The 26532-nt window shown below is 68.1% G+C and carries 19 protein-coding genes; 12 read left to right on the plus strand and 7 right to left on the minus strand.

What is annotated here, in order from left to right; genetic code table 11:
- The 5 genes from zapD to ACAH41_RS04320 form a co-directional block, all read left to right on the plus strand.
- A partial coding sequence (zapD, locus tag ACAH41_RS04300) for a cell division protein ZapD (RefSeq protein WP_370538195.1) occupies positions 1-210 on the plus strand: 210 nt, incomplete at its 5' end.
- Entirely contained in the window at positions 207-449 is a 243-nt protein-coding gene (locus ACAH41_RS04305; protein WP_370538196.1) for a DNA gyrase inhibitor YacG, read from the plus strand. The genes zapD and ACAH41_RS04305, both read left to right, overlap by 4 nt.
- Before the next feature lie 155 nt (positions 450-604).
- Positions 605-895: a co-chaperone GroES gene (gene groES / locus ACAH41_RS04310; RefSeq protein WP_047493456.1), complete on the plus strand. Its 291-nt coding sequence runs from the start codon at positions 605-607 to the stop codon at positions 893-895.
- A 117-nt stretch (positions 896-1012) separates the two neighbouring features.
- On the plus strand, positions 1013-2656 hold the full coding sequence (gene groL / locus ACAH41_RS04315) for a chaperonin GroEL (protein ID WP_370538197.1): 1644 nt from the start codon (positions 1013-1015) through the stop codon (positions 2654-2656).
- Between the two features lie 123 nt (positions 2657-2779).
- Positions 2780-5026: a patatin-like phospholipase family protein gene (locus tag ACAH41_RS04320; RefSeq protein ID WP_325652868.1), complete on the plus strand. Its 2247-nt coding sequence runs from the start codon at positions 2780-2782 to the stop codon at positions 5024-5026.
- A gap of 6 nt (positions 5027-5032) precedes the next feature.
- Here ACAH41_RS04320 and yihA read toward each other — a convergent pair whose 3' ends face one another.
- A complete protein-coding gene (yihA, locus tag ACAH41_RS04325) occupies positions 5033-5818 on the minus strand; it encodes a ribosome biogenesis GTP-binding protein YihA/YsxC (RefSeq protein WP_325652866.1) in 786 nt (261 codons plus the stop codon).
- A 99-nt stretch (positions 5819-5917) separates the two neighbouring features.
- On the opposite strand from yihA, the gene ACAH41_RS04330 reads away from it, so the two are divergent.
- The 5 genes from ACAH41_RS04330 to ACAH41_RS04350 all read left to right on the plus strand — a co-directional run bounded on the left by ACAH41_RS04330 (position 5918) and on the right by ACAH41_RS04350 (position 12104).
- Positions 5918-6550, plus strand: a complete 633-nt coding sequence (locus tag ACAH41_RS04330) for a c-type cytochrome (protein ID WP_325652864.1) — start codon at positions 5918-5920, stop codon at positions 6548-6550.
- A 123-nt stretch (positions 6551-6673) separates the two neighbouring features.
- Positions 6674-8833 (plus strand): cytochrome c biogenesis protein ResB, encoded by a 2160-nt coding sequence (locus ACAH41_RS04335; RefSeq protein ID WP_370538198.1) that lies wholly within the window; start codon positions 6674-6676, stop codon positions 8831-8833.
- The gene (gene ccsB, locus ACAH41_RS04340) at positions 8830-10203 is read left to right on the plus strand and encodes a c-type cytochrome biogenesis protein CcsB (protein WP_325652862.1); all 1374 of its coding nucleotides are present in this window, start codon (positions 8830-8832) and stop codon (positions 10201-10203) included. Before ACAH41_RS04335 ends, ccsB begins: the two co-directional genes overlap by 4 nt.
- 219 nt (positions 10204-10422) lie before the next feature.
- The gene (gene msrP / locus ACAH41_RS04345; RefSeq protein ID WP_325652860.1) at positions 10423-11424 is read left to right on the plus strand and encodes a protein-methionine-sulfoxide reductase catalytic subunit MsrP; all 1002 of its coding nucleotides are present in this window, start codon (positions 10423-10425) and stop codon (positions 11422-11424) included.
- A complete protein-coding gene (locus ACAH41_RS04350; protein ID WP_370538199.1) occupies positions 11424-12104 on the plus strand; it encodes a sulfite oxidase heme-binding subunit YedZ in 681 nt (226 codons plus the stop codon). The genes msrP and ACAH41_RS04350 overlap by 1 nt, the downstream gene beginning before the upstream one ends.
- Here ACAH41_RS04350 and ACAH41_RS04355 read toward each other — a convergent pair.
- From ACAH41_RS04355 to ACAH41_RS04375, 5 genes are read right to left on the minus strand one after another with little or no spacing between them, the layout of a single operon-like run.
- On the minus strand, positions 12094-13563 hold the full coding sequence (locus ACAH41_RS04355) for a TolC family protein (protein ID WP_325652857.1): 1470 nt from the start codon (positions 13561-13563) through the stop codon (positions 12094-12096). The two genes, ACAH41_RS04350 and ACAH41_RS04355, sit on opposite strands and share 11 nt — an antisense overlap.
- 5 nt (positions 13564-13568) lie before the next feature.
- On the minus strand, positions 13569-14498 hold the full coding sequence (locus tag ACAH41_RS04360; RefSeq protein ID WP_325652855.1) for an efflux RND transporter periplasmic adaptor subunit: 930 nt from the start codon (positions 14496-14498) through the stop codon (positions 13569-13571).
- Positions 14499-14509: 11 nt separating this feature from the next.
- Entirely contained in the window at positions 14510-14716 is a 207-nt protein-coding gene (locus tag ACAH41_RS04365; protein ID WP_325652853.1) for a DUF1656 domain-containing protein, read from the minus strand.
- Positions 14713-16866: an FUSC family protein gene (locus tag ACAH41_RS04370; protein ID WP_325652851.1), complete on the minus strand. Its 2154-nt coding sequence runs from the start codon at positions 16864-16866 to the stop codon at positions 14713-14715. The genes ACAH41_RS04365 and ACAH41_RS04370 overlap by 4 nt, the downstream gene beginning before the upstream one ends.
- Positions 16863-17363 carry a MarR family winged helix-turn-helix transcriptional regulator gene (locus tag ACAH41_RS04375; RefSeq protein WP_325652850.1) on the minus strand — a complete coding sequence of 167 codons (501 nt, stop codon included), beginning with the start codon at positions 17361-17363 and terminating at the stop codon, positions 16863-16865. Before ACAH41_RS04375 ends, ACAH41_RS04370 begins: the two co-directional genes overlap by 4 nt.
- 256 nt (positions 17364-17619) lie before the next feature.
- Here ACAH41_RS04375 and ACAH41_RS04380 point away from each other — a divergent pair, with 256 nt between their 5' ends.
- Complete coding sequence (locus ACAH41_RS04380; RefSeq protein ID WP_325652848.1) at positions 17620-20205, plus strand: M36 family metallopeptidase; 2586 nt, start codon at positions 17620-17622, stop codon at positions 20203-20205.
- Positions 20206-20287: 82 nt separating this feature from the next.
- A complete protein-coding gene (locus ACAH41_RS04385) occupies positions 20288-20755 on the plus strand; it encodes a hypothetical protein (protein ID WP_325652846.1) in 468 nt (155 codons plus the stop codon).
- On the opposite strand, the gene uvrA is transcribed toward ACAH41_RS04385, so the two are convergent.
- Complete coding sequence (gene uvrA, locus ACAH41_RS04390) at positions 20756-26407, minus strand: excinuclease ABC subunit UvrA (RefSeq protein WP_325652844.1); 5652 nt, start codon at positions 26405-26407, stop codon at positions 20756-20758. It abuts the gene before it with no gap.
- Positions 26408-26532: the final 125 nt, after the last annotated feature.

Here is a 26532-nt window from a genome sequence, read left to right on the forward strand (position 1 = left end):
GTTACGCAGGGCGGGCAGTTCCAACAAAGCTTGCCCGCTGGCCGCATCTTTCATCTGCTGCGCTTGCGAATCGACCCCGCAGCGCAATTGATTCCCGAAATCAGCGGTCATCGCCTCATGGTGATGGTGCGCCTGATGCGCCAGGACGCCGAAGGTCGCCTCAAACCGGCTGGCGTGGACACCAGCTTTGAACTGACCTTGTGCTCATGAGTCCCGAGCAGTCGCCGGCCCGCCCCATGCGGAGGATCGTCACCTGCCCGACCTGCGGTGGCGAGAGCGTCCACGCTCTCGACAATCCCTTCCGACCGTTTTGCAGCGAGCGCTGCAAGAACGTTGACTTCGGCGCCTGGGCCAGCGAGAGCTACAGGTTGGAAGCCCGCCCGACCCCGTCGGACGACGCGGACGCCGAAGGCAACGATTTGATCCCACGCGATCAGTCGGGCTCTTGAAACCCGGGCTTCGGCCCCTATAATTCCATTTGCTAGCACTCGACCCCATTGAGTGCTAACGGTTGAGGCAAGGCCCAGCCGTCTGCAAAGTCGATGAGCACCACGTCGCTCATTCCAACCCAGAAGATCGCTTTCTGAGCCATCAAGGAGATGCTATGAAACTTCGTCCGTTGCACGATCGCGTGATCGTCAAGCGCCTGGAACAAGAAACCAAGACTGCCTCCGGCATCGTGATCCCCGACAACGCCGCCGAAAAGCCTGACCAAGGCGAAGTGCTTGCCGTCGGCCCCGGCAAGCGCAGCGAAAAGGGTGACTTCATCGCCCTGAACATCAAGGTCGGCGACCGCGTCCTGTTCGGCAAGTACAGCGGCCAGACCGTCAAGGTCGACGGCGACGAGCTGCTGGTGATGCGCGAAGAAGACCTCTTCGCCGTTGTCGAAAAGTAAATCGACAGAACGACGATTTACTTTCGTCGAAGGCTAACTTCGCGTCGCGAAGTTAAGGGCGAAAAGCCCGGCCGAAGACAAAAGTAATCAACCCCAATATTGAATCGGAGATAAGACATGGCAGCAAAAGACGTCATCTTTGGCGGCGAGGCACGTGCCCGCATGGTCGAAGGCGTGAACATCCTGGCTAATGCAGTCAAGGTGACCCTGGGCCCCAAGGGTCGCAATGTGGTGCTCGAGCGCTCTTTCGGCGCCCCCACCGTGACCAAGGACGGTGTGTCCGTGGCCAAGGAAATCGAACTCAAGGACAAGCTCCAGAACATGGGCGCTCAGATGGTCAAGGAAGTCGCTTCCAAGACCTCTGACATCGCTGGCGACGGCACCACCACCGCCACCGTGCTCGCTCAAGCCATCGTCCGCGAAGGCATGAAGTACGTGGCCGCCGGCATGAACCCGATGGACCTGAAGCGCGGTATCGACAAGGCTGTCACAGCCCTGGTCGAGCAGCTGAAGAAGGCCTCGAAGGCCACGACCACCTCCAAGGAAATCGCGCAAGTCGGCTCCATCTCGGCCAACAGCGACGAAACCATCGGCAAGATCATTGCTGATGCCATGGACAAGGTCGGCAAGGAAGGCGTCATCACCGTCGAAGACGGCAAGTCGCTGGAGTCGGAGCTCGAAGTCGTCGAAGGCATGCAGTTCGACCGCGGCTACCTGTCGCCTTACTTCATCAACAACCCCGAGAAGCAATCGGCGCTGTTGGACAACCCCTTCATCCTGCTGTTCGACAAGAAGATCAGCAACATCCGTGACCTGCTGCCGGTGCTGGAGCAAGTGGCCAAGGCTGGCCGTCCGCTGCTGATCATCGCTGAAGAAGTCGATGGCGAAGCGCTGGCGACCCTGGTGGTCAACACCATCCGCGGCATCCTGAAGGTCGTTGCCGTCAAGGCCCCGGGCTTTGGCGACCGTCGCAAGGCCATGCTGGAAGACATCGCCATCCTGACCGGTGGCAAGGTCATCGCCGAAGAAGTCGGCCTGTCGCTCGAGAAGGTCACGCTGGCCGACCTGGGCCAGGCCAAGCGCGTCGAAGTGGGCAAGGAAAACACCATCATCATCGATGGCGCCGGTGCCGCTGCCGACATCGAAGCCCGTGTCAAGCAAGTGCGCGTGCAGATCGAAGAAGCTTCGAGCGACTACGACCGTGAAAAGCTGCAAGAGCGCGTGGCCAAGCTGGCCGGCGGTGTTGCCGTCATCAAGGTCGGTGCTGCCACCGAAGTCGAGATGAAGGAAAAGAAGGCCCGCGTGGAAGACGCGCTGCACGCTACCCGTGCCGCCGTTGAAGAAGGCATCGTCGCCGGTGGCGGCGTGGCCCTGCTGCGTGCTCGCCAGACGGCTGGCACCATCAAGGGTGACAACCCTGACCAGGACGCCGGCATCAAGCTGATCCTGAAGGCGATCGAAGCCCCGCTGCGCGAAATCGTGTCGAACGCCGGCGGCGAACCCAGCGTGGTGATCAACGCCGTGCTGGCTGGCAGTGGCAATCACGGCTTCAATGCCGCGAACGACACCTACGGCGACATGATCGAAATGGGCATCCTGGACCCGACCAAGGTGACCCGCACCGCGCTGCAGAACGCCGCGTCGGTCGCTTCGCTGATGCTGACCACCGAATGCATGGTCGCCGAAGCTCCGAAGGACGACGCGCCTTCGATGCCCGGCGGCGGCATGGGTGGCATGGGCGGCATGGGCATGGACATGTAAGCTGTCCTGCCCGGGCACCCGCTCAAGCAAGCGCGCAAAGGCCACCTTCGGGTGGCCTTTTTTGTTGCGTCGCTGCAGCTTGCAGTGCCTGGACCCGCGGCGCGCCACGCCACAATCCGCCGCATGAAGCGTGCGCTGTTGTCCGTGTTGTTGTGCCTGACGGGTGAACTTGGCGCTTCGTCCGCCGCCCTCGCCGAAGCCCAGCCCCCCGCCGCCACCCCACGGTTGCGCATCGGCCTGGTGCTGTCAGGCGGTGGCGCGCGTGGGCTGGCGCATGTTGGCGTGCTGAAGGCGCTGGAGCGCGCGCACGTGCCCATCGATGCGATTGCCGGCACCTCGATGGGCGCGGTGGTCGGCGGGCTGTACGCCAGCGGCATGCCGGCCGACACCATCGAGGCCGAGTTCAAGAAGGTCAACTGGAGCCGGCTGTTCGCGCAGCGCGTGGGCCGCCAGCAGCTCTCGCAGCGCCGCAAGGAAGAGGACTTCGACCTCTCGACGGCCATCGAACTGGGCTACCGCGACGGCGAATTCCGCGCGCCGCAAGGCGCCGTCTCCAGCCGCGGCCTTGAAACCCTGCTGCGCCGCTACACTTTGCCAGTGCGCGCGGTGCACGACTTCGACCAGCTGCCGATCCCGTTCCGCGCGGTCGCCACCGACATGGAAACCGGCGCGCTGGTCATCCTGGACCAGGGCGACCTCGCAATGGCCTTGCGCGCCAGCATGAGCGTGCCCGGCCTGTTCCCGCCCAGCGAGGTGGACGGCCGCGTGCTGGGCGATGGCGGCCTGGTCAACAACCTGCCGGTGGATGTGATCCGGGCCATGGGCGTGGACGTGGTGATCGCCGTCAACATCGGCACGCCGCTGGCCGGCCGCGAAACGCTGAACTCGGCCATCGGCCTGACGGCGCAGATGATCAACATCCTGACCGAGCAGAACGTGCGCCGCAGCCTGGCCACGCTGGGCAAGCAGGACCTGCTGATCGCGCCGGACCTGGGCAAGCTGAGCTCGGGCGACTTCGACAGCGCCAAGGCACTGATCACACTCGGCGATGGTGCCACCGAAGCCCTGGCCGAACCGCTGCGCGCGCTCGCCCTGCCGGCCGAACAATATGCCGACTGGCGCGAACACCGCAGCCCGGCGGCCCAGCCGCCCAGCAGGCTGCAGTTCGTCGCGTTCGAAGGCACCACGGCCACCAACCCGCAGCGCCTGGAACCACAGCTTCAATCGCGCAAAGGTGAGACCTTCGACCCGCAAAAGGCCGAGGCCGACACCCAGTACCTGGCCGCCAGCGGCGACTATGTGCGAGCCGACTACCGGCTGGTGCACAGCGACGCACAAGGCGATGGCCTGGTGTTCGACCTCGAAGACAAGCCCTGGGGCCCCAACTACCTGAACATCGGCCTGGACCTGTCGACCGATTTCGACGGCCGCAGCGCCTTCAACATCAAGGTCAGCCACAACCGCCACTGGTTGACGGACAACGGCACCGAATGGCGCAACCGCCTGCAGATCGGCCAGGTTCCTCAGGTGTCCACCGAGCTGTACCACCCGCTGAAATGGACCCTCGGCCTGTCGAACGACTGGTTCGTCGCCGCCTCGGCCAGCGCCGAGCGCCGCAACCTTTCGCTGTTCGAAAACAACGGCGGCGAAAAGATCGGCGAAGTGCAGCGTTCGGTGGCACGCGCCGGGCTGGACCTGGGCCAGCCCTGGGGCAGCCTGGGCGAGTTGCGCTTCGGGCTGGACTACCGCGCCGGCCGCAACCAGCTGCTGCTGCGCAACGACCTCGCCGAAACGCTCTACACGCCCGAGGCCTGGCAGGAAGCCGGCCTGCGGCTGCGGGTGGTGATGGACCAGCTGGACTTCGCCAACTTCCCGCAGCGCGGCTACCGCGGCGAGGCCGAGGCCTTTGTCGGCAAGCGGCACGACGACGGCACGCGCAACCTGCTGCGCCTGGAAACCCAGGCCACCGCCGCCGGCAGCTGGGGCAACCAGACAGTGAACCTGCACCTGATGGCGCGAGGCTCCAACGAGGACCGGCTGTCACCTGTCGGCCGCTATTCGCTGGGCGGCTTCCAGCAGCTCTCGGGCTACCAGGTCGGGCAACTGACCGGCAACGTGGTGCTGCTGGGCCGCGTGGGCTGGTACATGCGGCTGGCCGAAACGCCGGTGTTCGCGCGTGGTTTTTTCGTCGGCGCATCGCTGGAAACCGGCAACGCCTGGCTGGACGCGCGCGAAATGCGCAAAGGCGGCCTGCGCCAGGGCGGCAGCCTCTACCTGGGTGCAGATACTGGCCTGGGGCCAATGTACCTGGGCCTCACCTGGGCCCCCCGCGGCGAGGCCGGCCTGGTGCTGTTCGTCGGCCGGCCTTGAGTACGCTCAGGCTTCGTCGGACGGTGGTACGAGTTCGGCTGCGGGTTCCGCAGCCGACCCATCCGCGGGAGGGGATGCGTCAGCGGTTTCAGCGGCATCCGCATCGCCCGCCGGATGCATCCAGCCGTGCAGCGTCTCGGCCAAGTCGTGCAGGCCGATGTGCTTGGGCGCCGAGAACAGCAGGATGCCGACGTCCGACGCGTCGGTCACGACCGAGGCCAGCGCGTCCTGTACCTTGGCCAGCGACGCCTGCTGCTCCTTGCGGTTGAGCTTGTCGGCCTTGGTCAGGACCACCAGCAGCTTGACCGCACCGTTGACGACACGCGGCGAGATGAAATTCAGCAACCGTTCGTCCAGCGGCGTCAGCCCAAGCCGGCTGTCGACCAGCAACACCACGCCGGTCAGGTTGCGCCGCACCTCCAGGTAGTCGGCCATCACCCGCTGCCAGCGGACCTTGGCTTGCCTGTTCACCGTTGCGTAGCCGTAGCCCGGCAAGTCGGCCAGGTAGGCGTCGGGTTCGTCCTTGGGGCCGAGCGCAAACAGGTTGATGTGCTGGGTACGGCCGGGGGTTTTGGACGCGAAGGCCAGTTGCCGTCGCTGTGCCAATGCGTTGATCGAGGTCGACTTGCCGGCATTGCTGCGGCCGACGAAGGCGATTTCGCCCAAGTCGCCCTGCGGCAGCTGGTCAAGCTGGCTGGCGGTGGTCAGGAAGCGGGCGCTGTGGGCCCATGCCAGTGCAGCGAGCGCTTCGGCACTGGGCGGCTTCGCGTCTTTGCGGAGGGAAGCAGTCATGGAGCATTGTAAGATTCATTGGTTTTGTTGCCGGGCGTCATGCCCGGACCCGCACGAAGAATCAAAATCCGAGACAACCCAAACCCGAGGCCCTTTCCGATGAAGACTTCTGTCGCCGTCGCCAGCTCCGTCGTGCTCGCCGCCTTGCTCGCGGCCCCTGCGTTCGCTGCTGAGGCCAGCGCGGCACCAGCCAAGATCGACTTGGCGCGAGGCTCGGAAATCTCCAGCACGGTTTGCGCCGCCTGCCACACGGCAGACGGTTCGCGCGGCAGCCCCGCCAACCCCATCCTGCAGGGCCAGCACGCTGACTACCTTTACAAGCAGCTGACCGAATTCAAGTCTGGCAAGCGCCCCAGCGCGGTGATGAGCGGCATGGCGGCCCCCTTGAGCGAGGCCGACATGCGCAACGTGGCCGCCTTCTACGCCGGCAAATCCGCCAAACCGGGTGCTGCGAAGAACCCCGACACGGTGCAACTGGGCCAGAAAATCTACCGCGGCGGCATTGCCGAGAAGAACGTGCCCGCCTGCGCTGGCTGCCACAGCCCGAACGGCGCCGGCATCCCGGCTCAATACCCCCGCCTGGCCGGCCAGCATGCCGACTATGTCGAGACCCAGATGAACAACTTCCGCAGCAGCGCGCGGCCCAACAGCGTGCCGATGGCCGGCGTGGCCTCTCGCATGAGCGACAGGGAAATCAAGGCCGTGTCAGACTACATCGCCGGCCTGCGCTGAGCGTGGTCCTGACACGCAAGCACGCCCTCGGCGCAGGCTTGCATTGATCCCATCGCCTGGGCCGGTCCATGACCGGCCCTTTGCGCTTCGGCGAGCCAGACCCCTTTCGCAGCACCTTCCCCGATGAGCGCCACCGCCCCCTCTTCCGACGCTGCCAACCGCCGCTTCGCCCCCCTGCGACGCGAAGCACTGGCGCTGCTGGCCTCGATGCGCTTTGCCATCACGCTGCTGTGCGTGATCTGCATCGCCTCGGTCATCGGCACCGTGGTCAAGCAGGGCGAATCGCTGCCGGACTATGTCAACAAGTTCGGCCCCTTCTGGGCCGAGCTGTTCGGTCACTTCAGCCTGTTCACGGTGTACAGCGCACCCTGGTTCCTGCTGATCCTGGCCTTCCTCGTCACCTCCACCAGCCTGTGCATCGCACGCAACGCGCCGAAGATCCTGGCGGACCTGCGCAGCTTCAAGGAAGGCGTTCGCGAGCAGTCGCTGCGGGCCTTTCACCACAGGGCCGAAGGCCAGATCGCGCTGCAGGGCCAGGCCGCGCTGGACCATGCCTCGGCCGTGCTGGCCCGGCATGGCTGGCAGGCCCGGGCGCAAGTGCGCGCTGGCGGCACCATGGTCGCGGCGCGCAAGGGCAGGGTCAACAAGCTGGGCTACCTGTCGGCCCACTCGGCCATCGTGCTGATCTGCCTGGGCGGCCTGTTTGACGGTGACCTGATCGTCAAGACGCAGATGGCGCTGACCGGCAAGAGCACCTTCGCGGGCGGCGGGTTGATCCGCGACGTGCCGCCTGAACACCGTCTGCCAGCCGGCAACCCCACCTTCCGCGGCAACCTGATGGTGCCCGAGGGTGCACGCAGCGGCACTGCCGTCCTGCAGATGCCCGACGGCATCGTGCTGCAAGACCTGGACTTCGACGTCGAGCTCAAGCGCTTCAACGTCGAGTATTACGAGACCGGCATGCCGCGGCTGTTTGCCAGCCAGATCGTGCTGCACGACCATGACGGCAGCCCGCCCGTTGAAGCCACCGTCAAGGTCAACGAACCCGTCACCCACCACGGCGTGGCCATCTACCAGAGCAGCTTCGAAGACGGCGGCTCGACGCTGAAGCTCAAGGCCTTGCCGCTGCAGACCGGCAGCCAGCCCTTCGAGATCAACACCCGCGTGGGCGACAGCGTGCCGCTGCAGCAGGGCAAGTCGCCGCTGACCTTGGAGATCACCGGCCTGCGCGTCATCAACGTCGAAAACCTCGGCGCGGCCGAAAGCGCCGGCACCGACGTGCGCAAGGTCGACCTGGGCAGCACGCTCAACAGGCACCTGGGCAGCGGCGTCAGCATGGACAAGGCCAAGCAGTTGCACAACGTCGGCCCGTCCATCAGCTACAAGCTGCGCGACGCCAGTGGCCAGGCGCGCGAGTTCAACAACTACATGGTGCCGATCGAGCTGGACGGCCAGCGCGTGTTCGTCGTCGGCGTGCGCGACACACCGGCCGACAACTTCCGCTACCTGCGCCTGCCGGTCGACGAGCAAGGCAGCCTGGACGGCTGGCTGCGCCTGCGCCAGGCACTGGGCGACCCGGCGCTGCGCGACCAGGCCGCCAGCCGCTACGCCAAGCAGGCCGCGCCAGCCGACAAGCCCGAGATGATCGAACAGCTGCGCGTGACCAGCGCGCGGGCCATGGCCCTCTTCGCCGGCGTGGAACCCGCAGCGAAGAAGGAAGCGCCCGACGCCCAACCCAGCGCCGGCCTCGTCGCGCTGAGCCAGTTCATCGACGGCAGCGTGCCGCAGCCCGAGCGCGCCCGCGTGGCGGACGTGCTGCTGCGCATCCTCAACAGCGCGCTGTACGAACTCAACGACATTGCCCGCGAACAGGCCGGCCTGAAGCCGCTGCCGGGCGACGCCGCGGCGCAGGCCTTCATGACCCAGGCCGTGATCTCGCTGTCCGACAGTTTCTTCTACCCGGCCCCGGTGCTGCTGGCGCTGCAGGACTTCCAGCAGCGCCAGGCCAGCGTGTTCCAGGTCGCCCGTGCGCCTGGCAAGACCCTCGTCTACCTCGGCGCCGTTCTGCTGATCATCGGCGTGTTCGCCATGCTCTATGTGCGCGAACGCCGGGTGTGGATCTGGCTGCACGCCGGCGACACCGCGCGGGCCGGCAGCCGCATGCTGATCGCCTTGTCCACGCCTAGGCGCACACTGGACGTGGATGCAGAATTCGCTGCACTGCGCCACGACTTGCTCGGCGACACCGCCGCTGAACCCGCTGTCACTGGAGACACGCCATGAACACCACCACGACCGGCACCACGCCACTGGCGTCTCTGCCCATGGGCAAGCCCGGCTGGTTCGCCGGCCGCAACGTGCTGGACTGGCTCTACGCGCTGCTGGTGCTGGGCGGTGCGGGCTACGCCTTCCAGCGCTACGGTGCCTCGATGGACGGCTACGAACGCGGCATCCTGGCCGGCGCCACGCCCGCGCTGATCGCGCTCGGCTGGTTCTGGCGCCCATTGCGCGCGCTGGCACTGGCCGTGGGCCTGGCCAGCCTGCTGGCCATCTCGCTCTACAACCGCCACACCGATGGCTTCGGCGCCGACCTGGCCGCGGCCGACCAGGTGTTCTGGCTGAAGTACTTCCTGTCCAGCCAGAGCGCCATCCTGTGGATGAGCGTGCTGTTCTTCATGAGCACGCTGTTCTACTGGCTGGGTTTCTTCGGCAAAGCCGAAGGCGGCAACGCGGTCGGCCAGCGCATCGGCTCCGGCCTGGCCTGGGCCGCGGTGTTCATGGCGCTGACCGGCACCATGGTGCGCTGGTTCGAGAGCCACCAGATCGGGCCGGACATCGGCCACATCCCCGTCAGCAACCTGTACGAAGTCTTCGTGCTGTTCTGCTGGCTGACCACCCTCTTCTACCTGTACTTCGAGGCGCACTACAAGGTGCGCGCGCTGGGCGCCTTCGTGATGCTGGTGGTCAGCGCCGCGGTCGGCTTCCTGCTCTGGTACACGGTGGCGCGCGAGGCGCAGGAAATCCAGCCGCTGGTGCCTGCCCTGCAAAGCTGGTGGATGAAGCTGCACGTGCCCGCCAACTTCATCGGCTACGGCACCTTCTCGCTGGCCGCAATGGTTGCATTGGCCTGCCTGCTGAAGGAAGCCAGCGCCAAGGCGCTGTGGCTGGGCCTGGTGGCGCTGCCGGCTGCGGTGCTGGTGCTGGTCGCCGGCTACGCGGTAGGCGGCAGCGACCCGGCCGCAGCCGGCGCCGCCGCCAAGGCCGCGCGCATGATCGGCGGCACCGGCCTGTTCTTCGCCATCATCGTCGCGCTGCGCCAGCCCATCAATGCCCGCACCCCCAGCGTGCTGCTGATGGATGACCTGATGTACAAGGCCATCGCGGTCGGCTTCGCGTTTTTCACCATCGCAACAGTGCTGGGCGCCTTCTGGGCCGCCGAAGCCTGGGGCGGCTACTGGAGCTGGGACCCGAAGGAAACCTGGGCCCTGATCGTCTGGCTGAACTACGCCGCCTGGCTGCACATGCGGCTGATGAAGGGCCTGCGCGGCGCCGGCTCTGCCTGGTGGGCACTGGGCGGCCTGGTCGTGACGACCTTTGCGTTCCTCGGCGTGAACATGTTCCTCAGCGGCCTGCACTCGTACGGAGAGCTTTAGACATGGGGCACCCGGCCTCGCGGCTACGCGAGGCCACCCGCCGAGCGGGTAGGCGGGCCACCTTGGGGCGGCCCGGCGCTGTCCCGCCGGCGCAGATGCGTCGTCATGCCTGGTCGAGGGGAACCACCCGCCCCTCAGCGCAATCCATCCGAAAGCTGTAAGGTCTGGCGCAGTCATCCCGACTGACGTTGACCTCGCACTCGCTTCCGGAAGTTCGCCATGCCCTTGATCCGTACCCCTGGCCCGCACGATCCGCTGCCCTCGGAAATCACCTCCCCCGAGCTCTACCACTCGCGCCGGGCGTGGCTGCAGCGCACGGCCGTGGGGGCTGCCGGCCTGGGCCTGGCCAGCTGGGCGCAGCGCGAGGCCTTCGCGCAAGGCATGCCAGCCACGCCGCCGGGCAAGCTGGCCAAGCTGCCCGGTGCACGCAGCGGTGTCGCAGGCGCGCTGGTCAACGACAAGCTGACGGCCTATGGCGACGTCACCACCTACAACAACTTCTACGAGTTCGGCACCGACAAGTCCGACCCGAACCGCAACGCGGCCAGCCTGAAGCCGCGGCCATGGACGGTCAGCATCGAAGGCATGGTCGCCAAACCGTTCACACTCGACCTGGATGCGCTGCTGAAGCTGGCCCCAATGGAAGAGCGCGTCTACCGGCTGCGCTGCGTCGAAGGCTGGTCCATGGTCATTCCGTGGGTTGGCTATTCGCTTTCGGAAATCATCAAGAAGGCCCAGCCGCTGGGCAGCGCCAAGTTCGTGGAATTCACCAGCCTGGCAGACCCGAAACAAATGCCCGCCCTGCGCGCCGGCGTGCTGGACTGGCCTTACGTCGAAGCCCTGCGCATGGACGAAGCGATGCACCCACTGGCGATGATGGTCTTCGGCCTCTACGGCGAAGTGCTGCCGAACCAGAACGGCGCGCCGCTGCGCCTGGCCGTGCCGTGGAAATACGGCTTCAAGAGCGCCAAGTCCATCGTCAAGATCCGTTTCGTGGACAAGGCCCCCACCACCAGCTGGGAAGGCTCGGCGCCGTCGGAATACGGCTTCTATTCCAACGTCAATCCGCAGGTCGACCACCCGCGCTGGAGCCAGGCCACCGAGCGGCGCATCGGCGAAGACGGGCTGTTCGCGAAGAAGCGCGCCACGCTGATGTTCAACGGCTACGAGTCGCAAGTGGCGTCGCTGTACGCCGGCATGGACCTGAAGAAGAATTTTTGATGGCGGTCTCGACGAGTTCGCCTGCGGCAGGACGCAGGGCACCGCCCAAGGGGCTGGTTCCGCAGCTCAACGGCTGGCTGTTGCACCCAGTCGTGAAGCCGCTGCTGTGGCTGTTGCTGGCCATGCCGGCCGGGCTGCTGCTGTGGGGCGCCATCCAGAACCAGTTGGGGCCGAACCCCACCGAGGCGTTGATCCGTGGGCTGGGTGACTGGACGCTGCGTTTCCTCTGCCTCACGCTGGCCATCACCCCGCTGCGCCAATGGACAGGCCTGAACAGCATCGTGCGCTGGCGCCGCAACCTGGGTGTCGCGACCTTTCTCTACGGCACGCTGCACTGGCTTTCATACGCCTGGTTCGACCAGAACCTGGACCTGCAGGCGTTGCTGCACGACGTGGCCAAGCGGCCCTTCATCCTGGTGGGCACTGCCGCGTGGCTGGCGATGTTGCCGCTGGCGCTGACCTCGTTCAACGCGGCCATTAAGCGCCTGGGCGGCAAGCGCTGGCAGGCGCTGCACAAGACCATGTACGCGATTGCGCTCGGCGGCCTGCTGCACTTCTTCTGGCTGCGCGCCGGCAAGCACAACTTCGCCGAAGTTGCCGTCTACGCCGCGATCATCTTTTTCCTGCTCGGCTGGCGCGTGTGGCGCTGGCTGCGCAGCCGCCGGCCGGTCACGGCTTGACGCTGGCCACTGGGGACGCTGGCAAAGTCTCCCAGCCACCGCCGAGGGCCATGAACAGCTGCACCTGGTCGTCGGCCAACTGCGATTCGGATGCGGCCAGCGCGGCGTCGGCACTGGCCAGCGAACGGTCGGCGTCCAGCAGGTCGAGGTAGCCGGTCTTGCCGCCGCGGTAGAGCTGGCCGGCCTGCTCCGCGACCTTGGCCGCGGCCTCGCGTGCAGCGGTCAAGGCCGCGCGCCGTTCCAGCTCGCGGGCATAGGCATTCAGCGCGGTTTCGGTTTCGCGCAGGGCGGTCAGCACCGTGCCGTCGAACTTCGCCAGCGCGCCGCGCGTGCCGGCCTCGGCCTGCGCGATGCGGGCCTGCACCGCGCCGGTGTTCGGTACCGTCCACGAGATCAGCGGACCCAGGCCCCAGGCCAGCGCATCGCTGCGGCCGAAGTCCGGTGCCGGACCTACCGACGAGGCCGACAGGCCCAGCGTGATGTGCGGGTACAGCTCGCCGGTGGCCACGCCAATGCGCGCGGTGGCCGCAGCCAACTCGCGTTCGGCCTGGCGCACGTCGGGCCGGCGGCGCAGCAAGGCCGCGCCGTCGCCCACCGGCAAGGCCTGCGTCACTTGCGGCGGCGTCTGGCAATCGGCCACGCCGGCGGGCAAGTCACCCGGCAGCGCGCCGGTCAGCGTCGCCAGCCGCAGCAACGCCGCCTGGCGTTCGGCCTGCAAGGGCGGCATCGCAGCGTTGAGCTGTTCCAGCTGCGCCTTCGCGCGGTTCAGGTCCAGCATGCCGACGCGGCCGGCGCGCTGCAGCTGGCCGGCCACGGCCAGGGCCTCACGCTGCAGCTGCACCGAACGCTGCGCCGACTGCCAACGCAGCCCAGCCGAGCAGGCCTGCGCATAGGCCCGCGTGGTCGCGCCCACCACGCTCACGCGCGCCAAGTCCTGCCCGGCCTCAGCCGCGCCGGTGTTGGCATCCGCAGCCTCGACGCTGCGCTGCAGCTGGCCCACCAGGTCCAGCTGATAGGACAGCGCCGCGCTCGCACTCGCGCTGAAGTGGTTGGGCGGCACGTAGCCCTTCTGCAGGTACGACAGGCCCGAGGCGTGGCCGAACGACGGGCCGCCGCTCAGCGCCGCGCTCACGCCGCGCGCTGCGCCCGCTTCGTCGGCCTGCGCCTGCACTTTTTCCAGGTTGGCCGTGGCCTGGCGCAAGTCGGTGTTGTGAACCAGCGCGCGCTGCACCAGCGCATCCAGCCGGGCATCGTCGTACAGCCGCCACCAGTGCGGCGGCAGCGGCGCCATCGTGAACAAGGCACCGGCGCTTTCGGCCGCCTGGTTGAACTGCGCCGCCGCCGCAGGCTGCGCGGCGAGGGACTGCGCGGGCAGCACGTAGTCCGGCCCGACCGGCGTGTGGCTGCAGGCGCACAGCAGCGTGGCGGCAAGCGCCGTGGGGATCGACAAGGCACGCATGCGATTCAGCTCCGCGAGTCCGTCGAGACTGCCTTGGCCGTGCGGGCCTGTGCCGCTTCCAGCACCTGCACCGTGACGGTCTGCCCTGCCACCAGCCGCACGTCGGCTGGCAGCGGGTCCAGCTTGACCTTGACGGGGATGCGCTGCGCCAGCCGCACCCAGTTGAAGCTGGGGTTCACGCTGGACAGCAGGTTGGCACTGGTCGAGCGGTCGTGGTCGGCAATGCCGGCCGCAATGCTGTCGACCATGCCGGGCAAGGCGCGGTCGCCGCCCATGGCCGTCACCCGCACCCGGTCGCCCAGGTGGATGCGCGGCAGCTGCGTCTCTTCGAAATACCCTTCGACGTACAGCGAACGCTGGTCCACCAGCGCCAGCGCGGCATGGCCGGCCGAGGCATAGGCGCCGGCCCGCAGGTCCAGGTTGGTCACCAGCCCGTCCACCGGCGCGCGCACTGCCGCGCGTTCCAGGTTCAGCTGCGCAGCGCCGACGGCCAGCTCGGCCTGCGCCACCGCGGCCTGGGCTTGCTCGACGCGCATGCGGGTCTGCTCGCGCTGCTCCTGCGAGATCAGCGGGCCCAGGTCCGTGTTGCGCTGGTCCTCGCGGCCGGCCTGGGCCAGCACCACGCGTTGCGCGGCCAGCGCCGAGCGCGCCTGCTTCAGCGCCAGCTCGTAGCGCACCGGGTCCACGTCGAACAGCAGCTGGCCGGCTTTCACCGCCTGGTTGTCCTGCACCGGCACCGCGGTGACCAAGCCGGACACATCTGGTGCAATCTGCACCACATTGGCCCGCACGCGCCCGTCCCGGGTCCAGGGTGCCAGCTCGTAGTGGTCCCACAGCTGCAGCACCGCCCAACTCGCGGCGGCCACCGCGGCGAGCGTCACGCCAACGCGCAGCGCCGGCACGGCCACGCGGGAAGACAACCAGTGCTTGCTCATCAAAGCCTCGTTCATTGCATCAGGACGGTGAGACGGCTGAGCGCCCACACCAGCAGCGCATACAGCGCCAAGTCAAACAGCGCCGGGTGCCAGACCCAGCGGTAAAGCCCCGTGGCCGCCAGCACGCGCCGCACGCCCCACAGCGCGCCCAGCGCCCCACCGCACAGCAGCATCAGCCAGGGCAGGTAAAGCCCGTAGACATGCGCCTCGCCAATCATCTGGACATCTCCATCGTCAAGCCGTGGGGCGGCGGTGCGCCCGGGCAGAGGTTGCGCCGCAGGCCAACCAGCGCGGCCACCGCGCGCGCCCGTTCGCCGGGCGAGCGGGCTGGTCCGGCCAACACGCCTTGCAGCGCCGCGTCCAGCTGCTGCTGCAGCGCAGCCGGTCGCTCACGCCGGCCCGCCTGCAGCGCCTCGAAGAAAGCCGCCACCTGCGCCAGCACCGCAGCGCGCGCGCCCTTGGGCAGCGCCGCGCGCGCACGCTGCAACGCGACGATGTCGGCCCCGGCGCGCAGGTCGCGCAGCGCGTCGTCGGTCACCACCCCTTCGATGCGGCCGCCGGCCTGCGCAATGCGCGGCGCCAAGAGGCCGATTCGGTCCAGCAGACGCGCGGCGTAGCTGTCCTCGCGCAGTTGGCGGCGGCCCCCGCCGGCCGGTGCACTCAGCTCGGCCAACTCGCGCCAGCTGGCACGCTGGATGCGGCGGGCCACCACGTCGGCACCAATCGAGCGCACCAGCGCGGTGACGCGCGCCGCGGCCACCACGCCCAGCACCTGGGCCAGCATCGAGTTGGCGAAGTTCACCACGTCGGCGGTCGCGGTGTCGTGCATGGACAAGGCGCCGGCCACGCCAAACAGCATCGGCATCGCGAGGTTGCCCGGCGTGGCGCGTGGGATGAAGCAGCCCAGCAGCAGGAACACCGGCGCGCACAGCAGCAACAGCATGCCGAAGTCCTGCACCAGCGGCATGGCCAGCACATAGACCGCCGCCAGCGGCACCGACCACAGCGTGCCCTTCAGAAAGCCGTGGATCATCGGCACCGGGTCGTCCATGGTCGCGAAGAAGCTGCAGAAGACGGCGGCCATCATCGCCATCGCCGAGCCGCTGCGCCAACCGGTGGCGATCCAGATGGCGCAGCAGGCCAGCACAGCCAGCGCCGCGGCAATGGCCGACAGCAGCGCCAGCCCGCGGTCGCGGTGCAAGGCCTGCGCGCCTAGCGCCGGCAGGCGCCGCGCGGGCAGCGGCGCGCCGCCCAGGCCACGGCCAATCTCGTCACGCAGTTCGGCGCAGCGCTGCCAAGCCAGCACCAGTTCCTCCAGCCGGCTCGCCAGCGCCAGGCGCAGCGCGTGCGACCAGGGCGGCAGCGGCGTGTCGCTCGCCACAGCCGTCAGCGCCCATGCCTCGGCCAGCAGCGCCTGCACCTGCGCCTTGTCCACCGGTGCGGCTGCTTCAGTGATGCGGGGTGGCAGTGTCTGCACCCAGGCGTCGACCCGCGTGGTCACCGCCTGCACGTCCGGCGCCAGCCCGCCTTCAGCCTCGCGCAGCGCCTGCAGCCGGTCGTCCACCGCCGCCAGCAGCGAGGTCAGTTCCGCCGTGGCGTCCTGCATCGCGGCCAGCGCGCCGCTGGTCCAGCGCAGGTGCGAAGTGTCGAACGGCACGTGGGTGGACAGCATGCGCAGCTGCGTCACATCGGCCGCCAGGCGGCGGCGGTCGGCGTCGAAGGTCTGGCGCCCGGCGCCCTCGCCTGCGTCGGCCTGCAGCACGTCGTGCAGCCATTGGCGGCTGTCGCGCGCGGTGCGGTCCAGCAGGCCGAGCACGGCAGGCGCCAAGCCGGTCGGCAGCACCAGGCTGTGCACCAGCGAGGCACAGAGGATGCCCAGGCCAATCTCCTCGACGCGGGCCAGCGCGGTGTCGAACACCGCAGTGGGCGTCTCGACCGACGGGAAGCCGATCAGCGCGGCGGTGTAGCCGGCCAGCATGAAGAGATAAGCGCGCGGCGTGCGGTCCAGCAGCGAAACGTACAAGCACAGTGCAACCCACAGCGCGAGCGCCAGCGCGGTCAGCTCCGGCGTGTTGGACAGGGCCGGCACGATCAGCACCGTCGCGGTGCTGCCGATCAAGGTGCCGCAGAAGCGGTACAGCGCCTTCGAGCGCACCGCGCCAGCCATCGGGTTGGCCACCACGTAAGCCGTCAGCATGGACCAGAACGGCCGCGGCAGGCCGGCGCGGCTGGCGACAAACATCGCCAGCATCGCGGCGGCAAAACACTTCAGCGAGAAGACCAGCTCGGCCCGCGTGATCGAGCCCAGCAGCCGCGGCCACCACAGCAGCGTGCCACGCCAGCGCGGCTCGGGCACCAAGACCGTCATGCCGCGTCGTCCCTGCGGCGCGCGCGCGGCTTGACCGGCATCACCGGCACGCCGCAGCCCAGGCGCTCGCCCAATGCGTCGAACACGCGCAGGCAGGCCGCCAGGTCCTCGTCCGCCAGGCCGGCGAACAGCTCGCTGCGCAGGGTGTTCAGCGTCGCCTCGATCTGCTCCCACACGGCCTGGCCGGCGGGCGTCAGGTGCAGCGTCTTGGCGCGGCCGTCGGCCGGGTCGCTGTGGCGCTCGGCAAGTCCCGCCTCCACCAGCTGTTCGACCGAGCGCGCCAGCGACGGCGCCTCGATGCCGAGCGTGTCGGCCACCACGCCTGGCCGCACGTTGCCGCCCAGCCGGCCAATGGTCATCAGCGGCCAGGCCATGGCATGCGACAGGCCGGCATGCGCCACCGCCTTGTCGGCCGCGGCACGGTAGCCGCGCTGCAGCACGCCCAGCGCAATGCCGATCTTCATCTGCGCGGCGGCGCGTGTGGAAGCTGCGGTCATCGAGACATAGATAGTTAGCTTGCTAAGCACTATAGCGATGGCGCCGCAACCCCATGCGGCACTGGGTTTTTGACTACCCCCTAGTTCAAAGCGGCACAGGGTTAGCCCGCAATGTCTGGCATGCCAACGATGGCACGGAGATTGCAAAATGTTTTCTCTTCGTTCGCCCCTCGCGCCACAAGCGCCCGGGGCGGTGTTGTTGCCAAACGCCCTGCCGCCGCGGGTGCCAAGGCCTTCCCTGTAGGAACTCTCGACCATGCGTCAATTTGCTTTGGGGGCGGTCGCCGCCCTGTTTGCTGCCAGCAGCTTTGCGGCACCTGCGGCGTCGCCGATCTCCGGCCGCTTCGTCTCCGCTGACAAGCCCAACTTCGATGCCAACGCGCAAGCCGCGGCCGTCGCCACCACCTCCCTGCGCCAGAACGTCGAAGCCCGCAAGTCGCGCTTCGGTTTTGCCAGCCACTACGACGCCCAGCTCGGCACCACCTTCCTGTGGGCCACGAAGGGCAACAACCAGTCCACGCTGAAGACCAGCCTGACCGGCGCCTCGCTGCGTGAAGCCACCGCCCGCCACTTCCTGAGCCGCAACGCCAGCGCCCTGGGCCTGAGCGCCAGCGCGATCAGCAATGCCAAGCTGTTCGACACCCAGGACCTGGGCACCGGCCCGGTCATCAGCCGCTTCCGCCAGCACGTCGGCGGTGTCGAGGTGTTCAACCGCGACATCAACGTGATGACCGACCGCAGCGGCCGCCTGGTCGCGATCTCGGGCTACTTCGCCCAGCAGAGCGACGCCGCCTCGGCCCGCGCCGCCAGCTTCTCGCTGAAGGAATCGACCGCCATCACCAAGGCCTTCGCGGACCTGGGCGGCAGCGTCGCCGACAGCTTCGCCGCCGGCGCCACCAAGGGCGCCTACAGCACCTGGAAGCGCCCCGCCGGCCAGGGCGACCTGCAGCTGGAAAGCGATCCGCGCGTCAAGAAGGTGATGTACGCGCTGGGCAGCTCGCTGCTGCCGGCCTACTACGTGGAACTCTCCGCCGCCACGCGCGACGGTGGCACCCAGGCCGACTACGCCTACGTCGTCTCCGCAGCTGACGGCGCTGTGCTGTTCCGCATGAACCAGGAAGCGCACGACAGCGCGGTCACCTACCGCATGTTCGCCGACAAGAACGGCGTGCCGTACGACTCGCCGCTGGGCAACGGCATGGTGCCGTTCAAGAAGGACCTGCCGACGCAAACCGTCAAGCGCACCGACGCAGCGTCCAACCTGGTGACGGTCAACAGCGTTGGCATCTCGACCAACGACCCGTGGCTGGCGGCAGGCGCTACCACCCCGGTCGGCAACAACGTCAGCGCCTACCTGGACCTGGCCTCGCCGAATGGCTTCCAGGCCCGCCGTGGCGACGTGCAGCCCACGACCACCAGCACCGCCACCTTCGACTACCCGCTGGCTGGCGACGTGGACCCGAGCACCGACGACGCCAAGAAGTCGGCCGTGGTCAACCTGTTCTACATGAACAACTACCTGCATGACCTGTGGTACGACCACGGCTTCAACGAAGCCGCCGGCAATGCCCAGGCCAGCAACTTCGGCCGCGGCGGCGTCGAAGGCGACGCGATCCTGGCCGAAGGCCAGGACTACTCGGGCCGCAACAACGCCAACATGAGCACGCCGGCCGACGGCGGCTCGCCGCGCATGCAGATGTACCTGTTCGACGGCCTGGTCAAGGGTGATGTCTCCATCACGGCCCCGGCCTCGCTGGCAGGCAAGCTGACCTTCTCCGCCGCCGGCTTCGGCGCCTCGGCGTACGACGTGACCGGCACCGTGGTCCTGTCCGACGACGGCACCGCGCCGACCGGCGACACCTGCACCGCCCCGATCAATGCGGCGGCCCTGGCCGGCAACATCGCGCTGATCGACCGCGGCAGCTGCGACTTCGACGTCAAAGTCAAGTTCGCACAGACCGCTGGCGCCACCGCCGTCATCGTCGCCAACAACGTGACCGGCTCGCCGATCACGATGGGCGGCGACGACACCACCGTGACCATCCCTGCGGTGATGATCACGATGGAAGACGGCGCGAAGATCAAGGCCTCCGACTCGCCGGTCACCGTGCACCTGGTGAAGGAAGCCGCGCTGGACCTGGATGGCACGCTGGACGAAAGCGTGATCGCCCACGAATACTTCCACCATGTCTCGAACCGCCTGGTCGGCAACGCCAGCGGCCTGTCGAACAACCAGGGTGGCGGCATGGGCGAAGGCTGGAGCGATGTCTCCGCGCTGATCCTGACCGTGCGCAAGAAGGACACCGAAGTCGCCAACAACAGCGACTGGCAAGGCGCCTACGCGATGGGCGACTACGTGACCGGCGAGTACTATTACGGCATCCGCCGCGCCCCGTACTCCACCGACTTCGCGAAGAACCCGCTGACCTTCAAGCACATCGAAAACGGCGTAGCCCTGCCCACCACCGCTCCGATCGCCTTCGGCCAGGATGGTGCCAGCAACGCCGAGGTGCACAACACTGGTGAAGTCTGGGCCAACATGCTGTGGGAAGCGTATGCGGGCTTCCTGAAGGACGGCCGCTACAACTTCAAGCAAGCCAAGGCCAAGGTGCAGGACTACGTGATCGCCGGCCTGAAGATGACGCCGAACGCCCCGACGCTGGTCGAAGCGCGCGACGCCATCCTGGCCGCCGCCGACGCCACCGACGACGCCGACTTCATGATCTGGGCCACCGCCTTCGCCAAGCGCGGCATGGGCGTGGGCGCTGTCGCCCCGGCGCGCAACAGCACCACCAACTCCGGCGTGGTCGAAAGCTACATCGTCGCCACCCCGACGCCGTAAGCTCTCACCGCTTCACCGCTGTGCAAGGCCCGCTTCGGCGGGCCTTTTTCATGGTCGCGAGCAGCACGCCTAAGATGCACCCATGCGCAAACCTCGCTCACCCTTGCCCGCGGTCCTGCTGCCAGTCTTCGCGCTGGCCGCCTGCGCGGCCCCTGCCGCCACGCCACCAGCGGCGCCGCAAGTGCTGACCTTGACGCTGAACACGCCAGTGACGCTGAACGGCGACGGCACCGTGGTGAGCTGGGTTGCAGTGCGCGACAGCCGTTGCCCCACCGGCGTCAACTGCATTCGTGCCGGGGACGTGCAGGCCGACCTGCAGGTCACGCAGGCGGGGCAGCCACCGCAGCCAATCACGGTCGGCTGGGGCGACGGGCAGCGAGCAGCAGCCGCACCGTCGCAAGCCGCTGGCCGCCAGTTCTGCTTCCTGGACCTCAGCCCGCGGCCCAGCGCCGGCCAGGACGTGGCGCCCTCCAGCTACCGGCTGCAGCTGCATGTGCTGCCACTGCAAGCGGGCGCCGCCGACTGCAAGACCGGCGCCGCCGAGCGCTGATCACACCCGCGCCAGCACAGGCGCCAGCGCCTCGCCGGTCGCCGTGCCGGTCGCCACCAGCGTCTCCGGCGTGCCGGCGCAGACGATGCGCCCGCCCGCATTCCCGCCGTCCGGCCCCAGGTCGATGACCCAGTCCGCCTCGGCGATCACGTCCAGGTCGTGTTCGATCACCACCACGCTGTGGCCGCCGTTCACGAGGCGGTGCAGCACGTGGATCAGGCGTTCGACGTCGGCCATGTGCAGGCCCACCGTCGGCTCGTCCAGCACATAAAGCGTGTGCGGCGGCTTCTGGCCGCGGCGGGTCACGTCGTCGCGCACCTTGCTGAGTTCGGTCACCAGCTTGATGCGCTGGGCCTCGCCGCCGGACAGCGTGGGCGACGGTTGCCCCAGCGTCAGGTAGCCCAGGCCCACGTCCTTCAGCAGCTGCAGCGGGTGGCCGATGGCGGGCATCGAGGCAAAGAACTCGACCGCCTCGTCGACCTCCATCTGCAGCACGTCGCCAATGCTCTTGCCGCGCCAGGAGACGGCCAGGGTTTCGGCGTTGAAGCGCTGGCCGTGGCACAGGTCGCAGGGCACCTTCACGTCCGGCAGGAAGCTCATTTCCACCGTGCGCATGCCCTGGCCTTCGCAGCCCGGGCAGCGGCCTTCGCCGGTGTTGAAACTGAAACGGTTGGGTGCGTAGCCGCGCGCCTTGGCTTCCAGCGTCTCGGCGAACAGCTTGCGGATCGCGTCCCAGAAGCCAATGTAGGTCGCGGGGCAGGAGCGCGGCGTCTTGCCGATGGGCGTCTGGTCGACTTCCAGCACGCGGTCCACCGCGCCCCAGCCGGTCAGGGAAGCGCAGCCGGTCAGGATGACGGACGACGCGGCCGCCTCGTCCGGCTTGCGGCCCTTGGCGATGACCAGCGCCGCGACGTTGGTCAACAGCACGTCACGCGCCAGCGTGCTCTTGCCGGAGCCTGAGACGCCCGTGACGGCCACCAGCCGGTGCAGCGGCACGTCCACGTCCACGTTCTGCAGGTTGTGCAGCTTGGCGCCGCGCAGTGCCAGCGCTGGCGTGGCGCCGCTCAGCACGCGCCGCTCGTGCAACGGGTGCTTCAGCGGGTTGGCCAGGAAGCGGCCGGTCAGTGAATCGGGATGCGCCGCCAGCTCGGCAGGCGAGCCTTGCGCAACCAGGCGCCCGCCGCGCTTGCCCGCACCAGGGCCGATGTCGATCACATGGTCGGCGCGGCGGATGGTGTCTTCGTCATGTTCGACGACGACCAGCGTGTTGCCCTTGTCGCCCAGCTTCTGCAGCGCGTTCAACAGGATGCCGTTGTCGCGCGGGTGCAGGCCGATGGTCGGCTCGTCCAGCACGTAGCAGACGCCTTGCAGGTTGCTGCCCAGCTGCGCGGCCAGGCGGATGCGCTGCGCCTCGCCGCCACTCAGCGTGGGCGCGGCGCGGTCCAGCGTCAGGTAGCCCAGACCGACCTCGGACAGGAACTCCAGCCGGTTGCGGATCTCGGTGATCACGTCGCGCGAAATGCCAGCCTCGCGGCCTTCGAGCTGCAGCCCGGCGATCCAGGCATGCGTGTCCCGCACCGACCATTCGGCGACGTTCTGGATGCCCAGGCCGCTGAAGGTGACTGCGCGCGACACCGGGTTCAGGCGTGCGCCATGGCAGTCCGGGCAGGACTGGTCTTCCAGGCCTTCGACTTCCGGCTCCTCGCTGGGAAAGCTTTGCTCGCGGCCCTTGTTGTCGTCATCGCGCACGCTGTCGTCGAAGGCCTTGCGCTGCTCGCGCGTCAGCGCCAGCCCGGTGCCCACGCAGCCGGTGCACCAGCCGTGCTTGCTGTTGTAGCTGAACATGCGCGGGTCCAGCTCCGGGTAGCTGGTGCCGCAGACCGGGCAGGCGCGCTGGGTCGAGAAGACCTGCACCTGGCCGATGCCGGCGGTGCTGTCGCCGTTCTCGATGCGCTCGGCCAGCCCGTCCAGCGGAAACAGCAGGTGCATCACACCCTTGCCCACCTCCAGCGCCTCGGCCAGCAGGCGACGCAGCTCGGGCTCGTTGTCGGCGCTCAGCACCAGGTCGCCGACCGGCAGCTCCAGCGTGTGTTCCTTGAAGCGGTCCAGCCGCGGCCACGGGTCCACGCGCACGAACTCGCCGTCCACCCGCAGGTGGCTGTGGCCCTTGCCCTTGGCCCACTTGGCCAGGTCGGTGTAGACGCCTTTGCGGTTGACGACCAGCGGCGCCAGCAGCCCCACGTGCCGGCCCTTGTGGTCGCGCAGCAGCTGGGCGGCAATGCTCTCCGCGCTCTGCGGCATCACCGGCGCGCCGTCCTTGGTGCAGTGCTGCAGGCCCAGTTTGACCCACAACAGGCGCAGGAAGTGCCAGACCTCGGTGGTGGTGGCCACCGTGCTCTTGCGGCCGCCGCGCGACAGGCGCTGCTCGATGGCGACCGTCGGCGGAATGCCCCAGACCGCGTCCACCTCGGGCCGGCCGGCCGGCTGCACGATGGAGCGCGCATAGGCGTTCAGCGATTCGAGGTAACGCCGCTGGCCTTCGTTGAACAGGATGTCGAAAGCCAGCGTGGACTTGCCCGAACCCGAGACGCCGGTGACCACGGTGAACTTGCCGCGTGGAATGTCCACGTTCAGCGACTTCAGGTTGTGCTCGCGGGCATTGATGATGCGGATCGCGTCCTCGCCCTCGCGTTTGGCCCTCACCGCCTTGCCCAGGTAGGCGCCGGCCGAGACTTCACCCGCATGCAGCGCACCGTCGTACTCGCGCAGCGCCAGGCCGGTGTGCGACGTGGGGTGGGCGCGCAGGTCTTCCGGCGTGCCAGTGGCCACCAGCTCGCCGCCGGATTCGCCGCCTTCCGGCCCCAGGTCCACCAACCAGTCGGCCGCGCGGATCACGTCCAGGTTGTGCTCGATCACCAGCAGCGAATGGCCAGCGTCCAGCAGCTTGCGCAGCGCGCGCATCAGCTTGGCGATGTCGTCGAAATGCAGGCCGGTGGTCGGCTCGTCGAAAACAAACAACGTGCCTTTTTTCGCCACCGCCTGGCGCGGCGCGCCGGCCGCTTCGGCCAGGTGGCCGGCCAGCTTCAGGCGCTGGGCCTCGCCGCCGGACAGCGTGGGCACCGGCTGGCCCAGGCGCACGTAGTCCAGGCCCACGTCGACGATGGGCTGCAGCGTGCGCACGACTTCGCGGTCGTTGGCAAACAAGGTGACTGCCTCGTGCACCGTCAATTCGAGCGTGTCGGCAATCGACAGGTCGCGACCGCCACGCTGGATCTTCACGTCCAGGATCTCGTTGCGGTAACGCCGGCCATCGCAGTCCGGGCAGCGCAGGTAGACGTCCGACAGGAACTGCATCTCGACGTGCTCGAAGCCCGAGCCGCCGCAAGTCGGGCAGCGGCCATCACCCGCATTGAAGCTGAACATGCCGGCGGTGTACTTGCGCTCCTGCGCCAGCGGAGCCACGGCGAACAGTTTGCGGATCTCGTCGAACGCGCCGACATAGCTGGCCGGGTTGGAGCGCGCGGTCTTGCCGATGGGCGACTGGTCCACGAACACCGTGTCGGACAGCCAGTCCGCGCCCAGCAGGCGGTCGAAGGCGCCGGGCGATTCGGTCGCCTTGCCGAAGTGGCGTTGCAGCGCCGGCACCAGCACGTCCTGCACCAGCGTGCTCTTGCCGGAACCGGACACGCCGGTGACCACGGTGAGCCGCTGCAGCGGGAATTCGATGTGCAGGTTCTTCAGGTTGTGCTCGCGCACGCCTTCGAGGATCAGCTTGGGCGTGTTGGCGTCCACGAAGCGCCGGAAGCCCATGCCCACGCTCTTGCGCGCGCCCAGGTAGGCGCCGGTCAGCGTGTCGGCATTGCGGGCCTGCTCGGGCAGGCCGTCGAAGACGATCTGCCCGCCGCGCTCGCCCGGGCCGGGGCCCATGTCGATCAGCCGGTCCGCCGCCAGCATCACCGCCGGGTCGTGCTCGACGACCACCAGCGTGTTGCCCGCGTCGCGCAGCCTGTGCATGGCCTGCACGATGCGGTTCATGTCGCGCGGATGCAGGCCGATGCTGGGTTCGTCCAGCACGAACAGCGTGTTGACCAGCGAGGTGCCCAGCGCGGTCGTGAGGTTGATGCGCTGCACCTCGCCGCCGGACAGCGTGCGGCTCTGGCGGTCAAGCGTCAGGTAACCCAGGCCCACATCACTGAGGTACTTCAATCGGTGCTGCACTTCTTCGAGCAAGAGCTTCAGCGCCTCGTCGCGCAGCGCGTCCGGCAGCGTCAGCGTGTCGAAGAAACCGCGCAACCGATCGATGGGCAACTGCATCAGGTCGTGCAGCGCCAGGCCGGGCAAGGCTTCGAGTTGTTCCCGGGTCCAGTCCACGCCCACCGGCATGAAGCGCCGCTCGGGCGGCAGCTGCGAGTCCGCATTGGCCTTGGTGCCGACGCGCCACAGCAGCGACTCCAGCTTCAGCCGTGCACCGCCGCAGGTAGGGCATGGGGTGTAGCTGCGGTACTTGGACAAGAGCACGCGGATGTGCATCTTGTAGGCCTTGCTCTCCAGGTACTCGAAGAAGCGGCGCACGCCGTACCACTGCTTGTTCCAGTTGCCGGTCCAGTTCGGCGAACCGTTGATGACCCAGTCGCGCTGGCCTTGCGTGAGCTGGCCCCAGGGCGTGTCGCGCGGGATGCCGGCCTCGCCAGCGTAGGTGATCATGTCGTCCTGGCTTTCCTTCCAGGCCGGCGTCTGCATCGTCTTGATGGCGCCGTTGCGCAGCGTCTTGCGCTCGTCCGGGATCACCAGCCCCAGGTCCACGCCAATCACCCGGCCAAAGCCGCGGCAGGTCTCGCAGGCACCATAGGCCGAGTTGAACGAGAACAGCGCCGGCTGCGGCTCGCCGTAGCGCAGGTCGCTCTCGGGGCAGTGCAGGCCGGTTGAGTATTTCCACAGCTCGGGCTCGCCCTCTTCCTTCAACGCATAAACCGCGAGCCTGCCGGTGCCACGCTTCAGGCCCAACTCGATGGCCTCCATCACCCGCACACGCTCGGTGTTCGAGAAACGGAACCGGTCCGCCACCACGTCGAGCTGCTTCTTGTCGTCTACCGTGCGCTCGGCCTGCACACGGTTGAAGCCGCTCGCGGCCAGCCACTGTTCGAGCTGCTCGGCGCTGGTGTTGGCCGGCAGCTGCACCGGAAAGGTGACGACCAGGCGCGGGTCACCCGAGGCCTCGGCGCGGGCCCTGATGTCTTCGTAGATTGTCTCGGGCGTGTCGTGCCGCACCGGCAGCGCGGTCTTGCGGTCGAACAACTGGCCGGCACGGGCGAACAAGAGCTTCAGATGGTCGTTCAGCTCGGTCATCGTGCCGACCGTGCTGCGGCTGGTGCGCACCGGGTTGGTCTGGTCGATGGCAATCGCCGGCGGCACGCCGTCCACCCGGTCCACCGCCGGTCTGTCCATGCGGTCCAGGAACTGGCGGGCGTAGGCCGAGAAGGTCTCGACGTAGCGGCGCTGGCCCTCGGCATACAGCGTGTCGAACACCAGGCTGGACTTGCCCGAGCCGCTGGGCCCGGTGACCACCGTCATCTCGCCGGTGCGGATGTCCAGGTCCAGGTTCTTCAGGTTGTGCTGGCGGGCGCCGCGGATTTGGATCAAGCCAGAGGACATGGAAGGGGTGCGAGGCAGGCAGAACCCGCTATGTTGTCACGCCCCGAGGGCCGCGCGGCGGCCAGGGTTGTTGCCAAGGTGCAACCTTGCATGCAACGCTCATGCTCGCGTCATGGGCAGGCGAG

It is taken from the genome of Ideonella sp. (assembly GCF_041287625.1).
Classification (GTDB): domain Bacteria; phylum Pseudomonadota; class Gammaproteobacteria; order Burkholderiales; family Burkholderiaceae_C; genus Ideonella.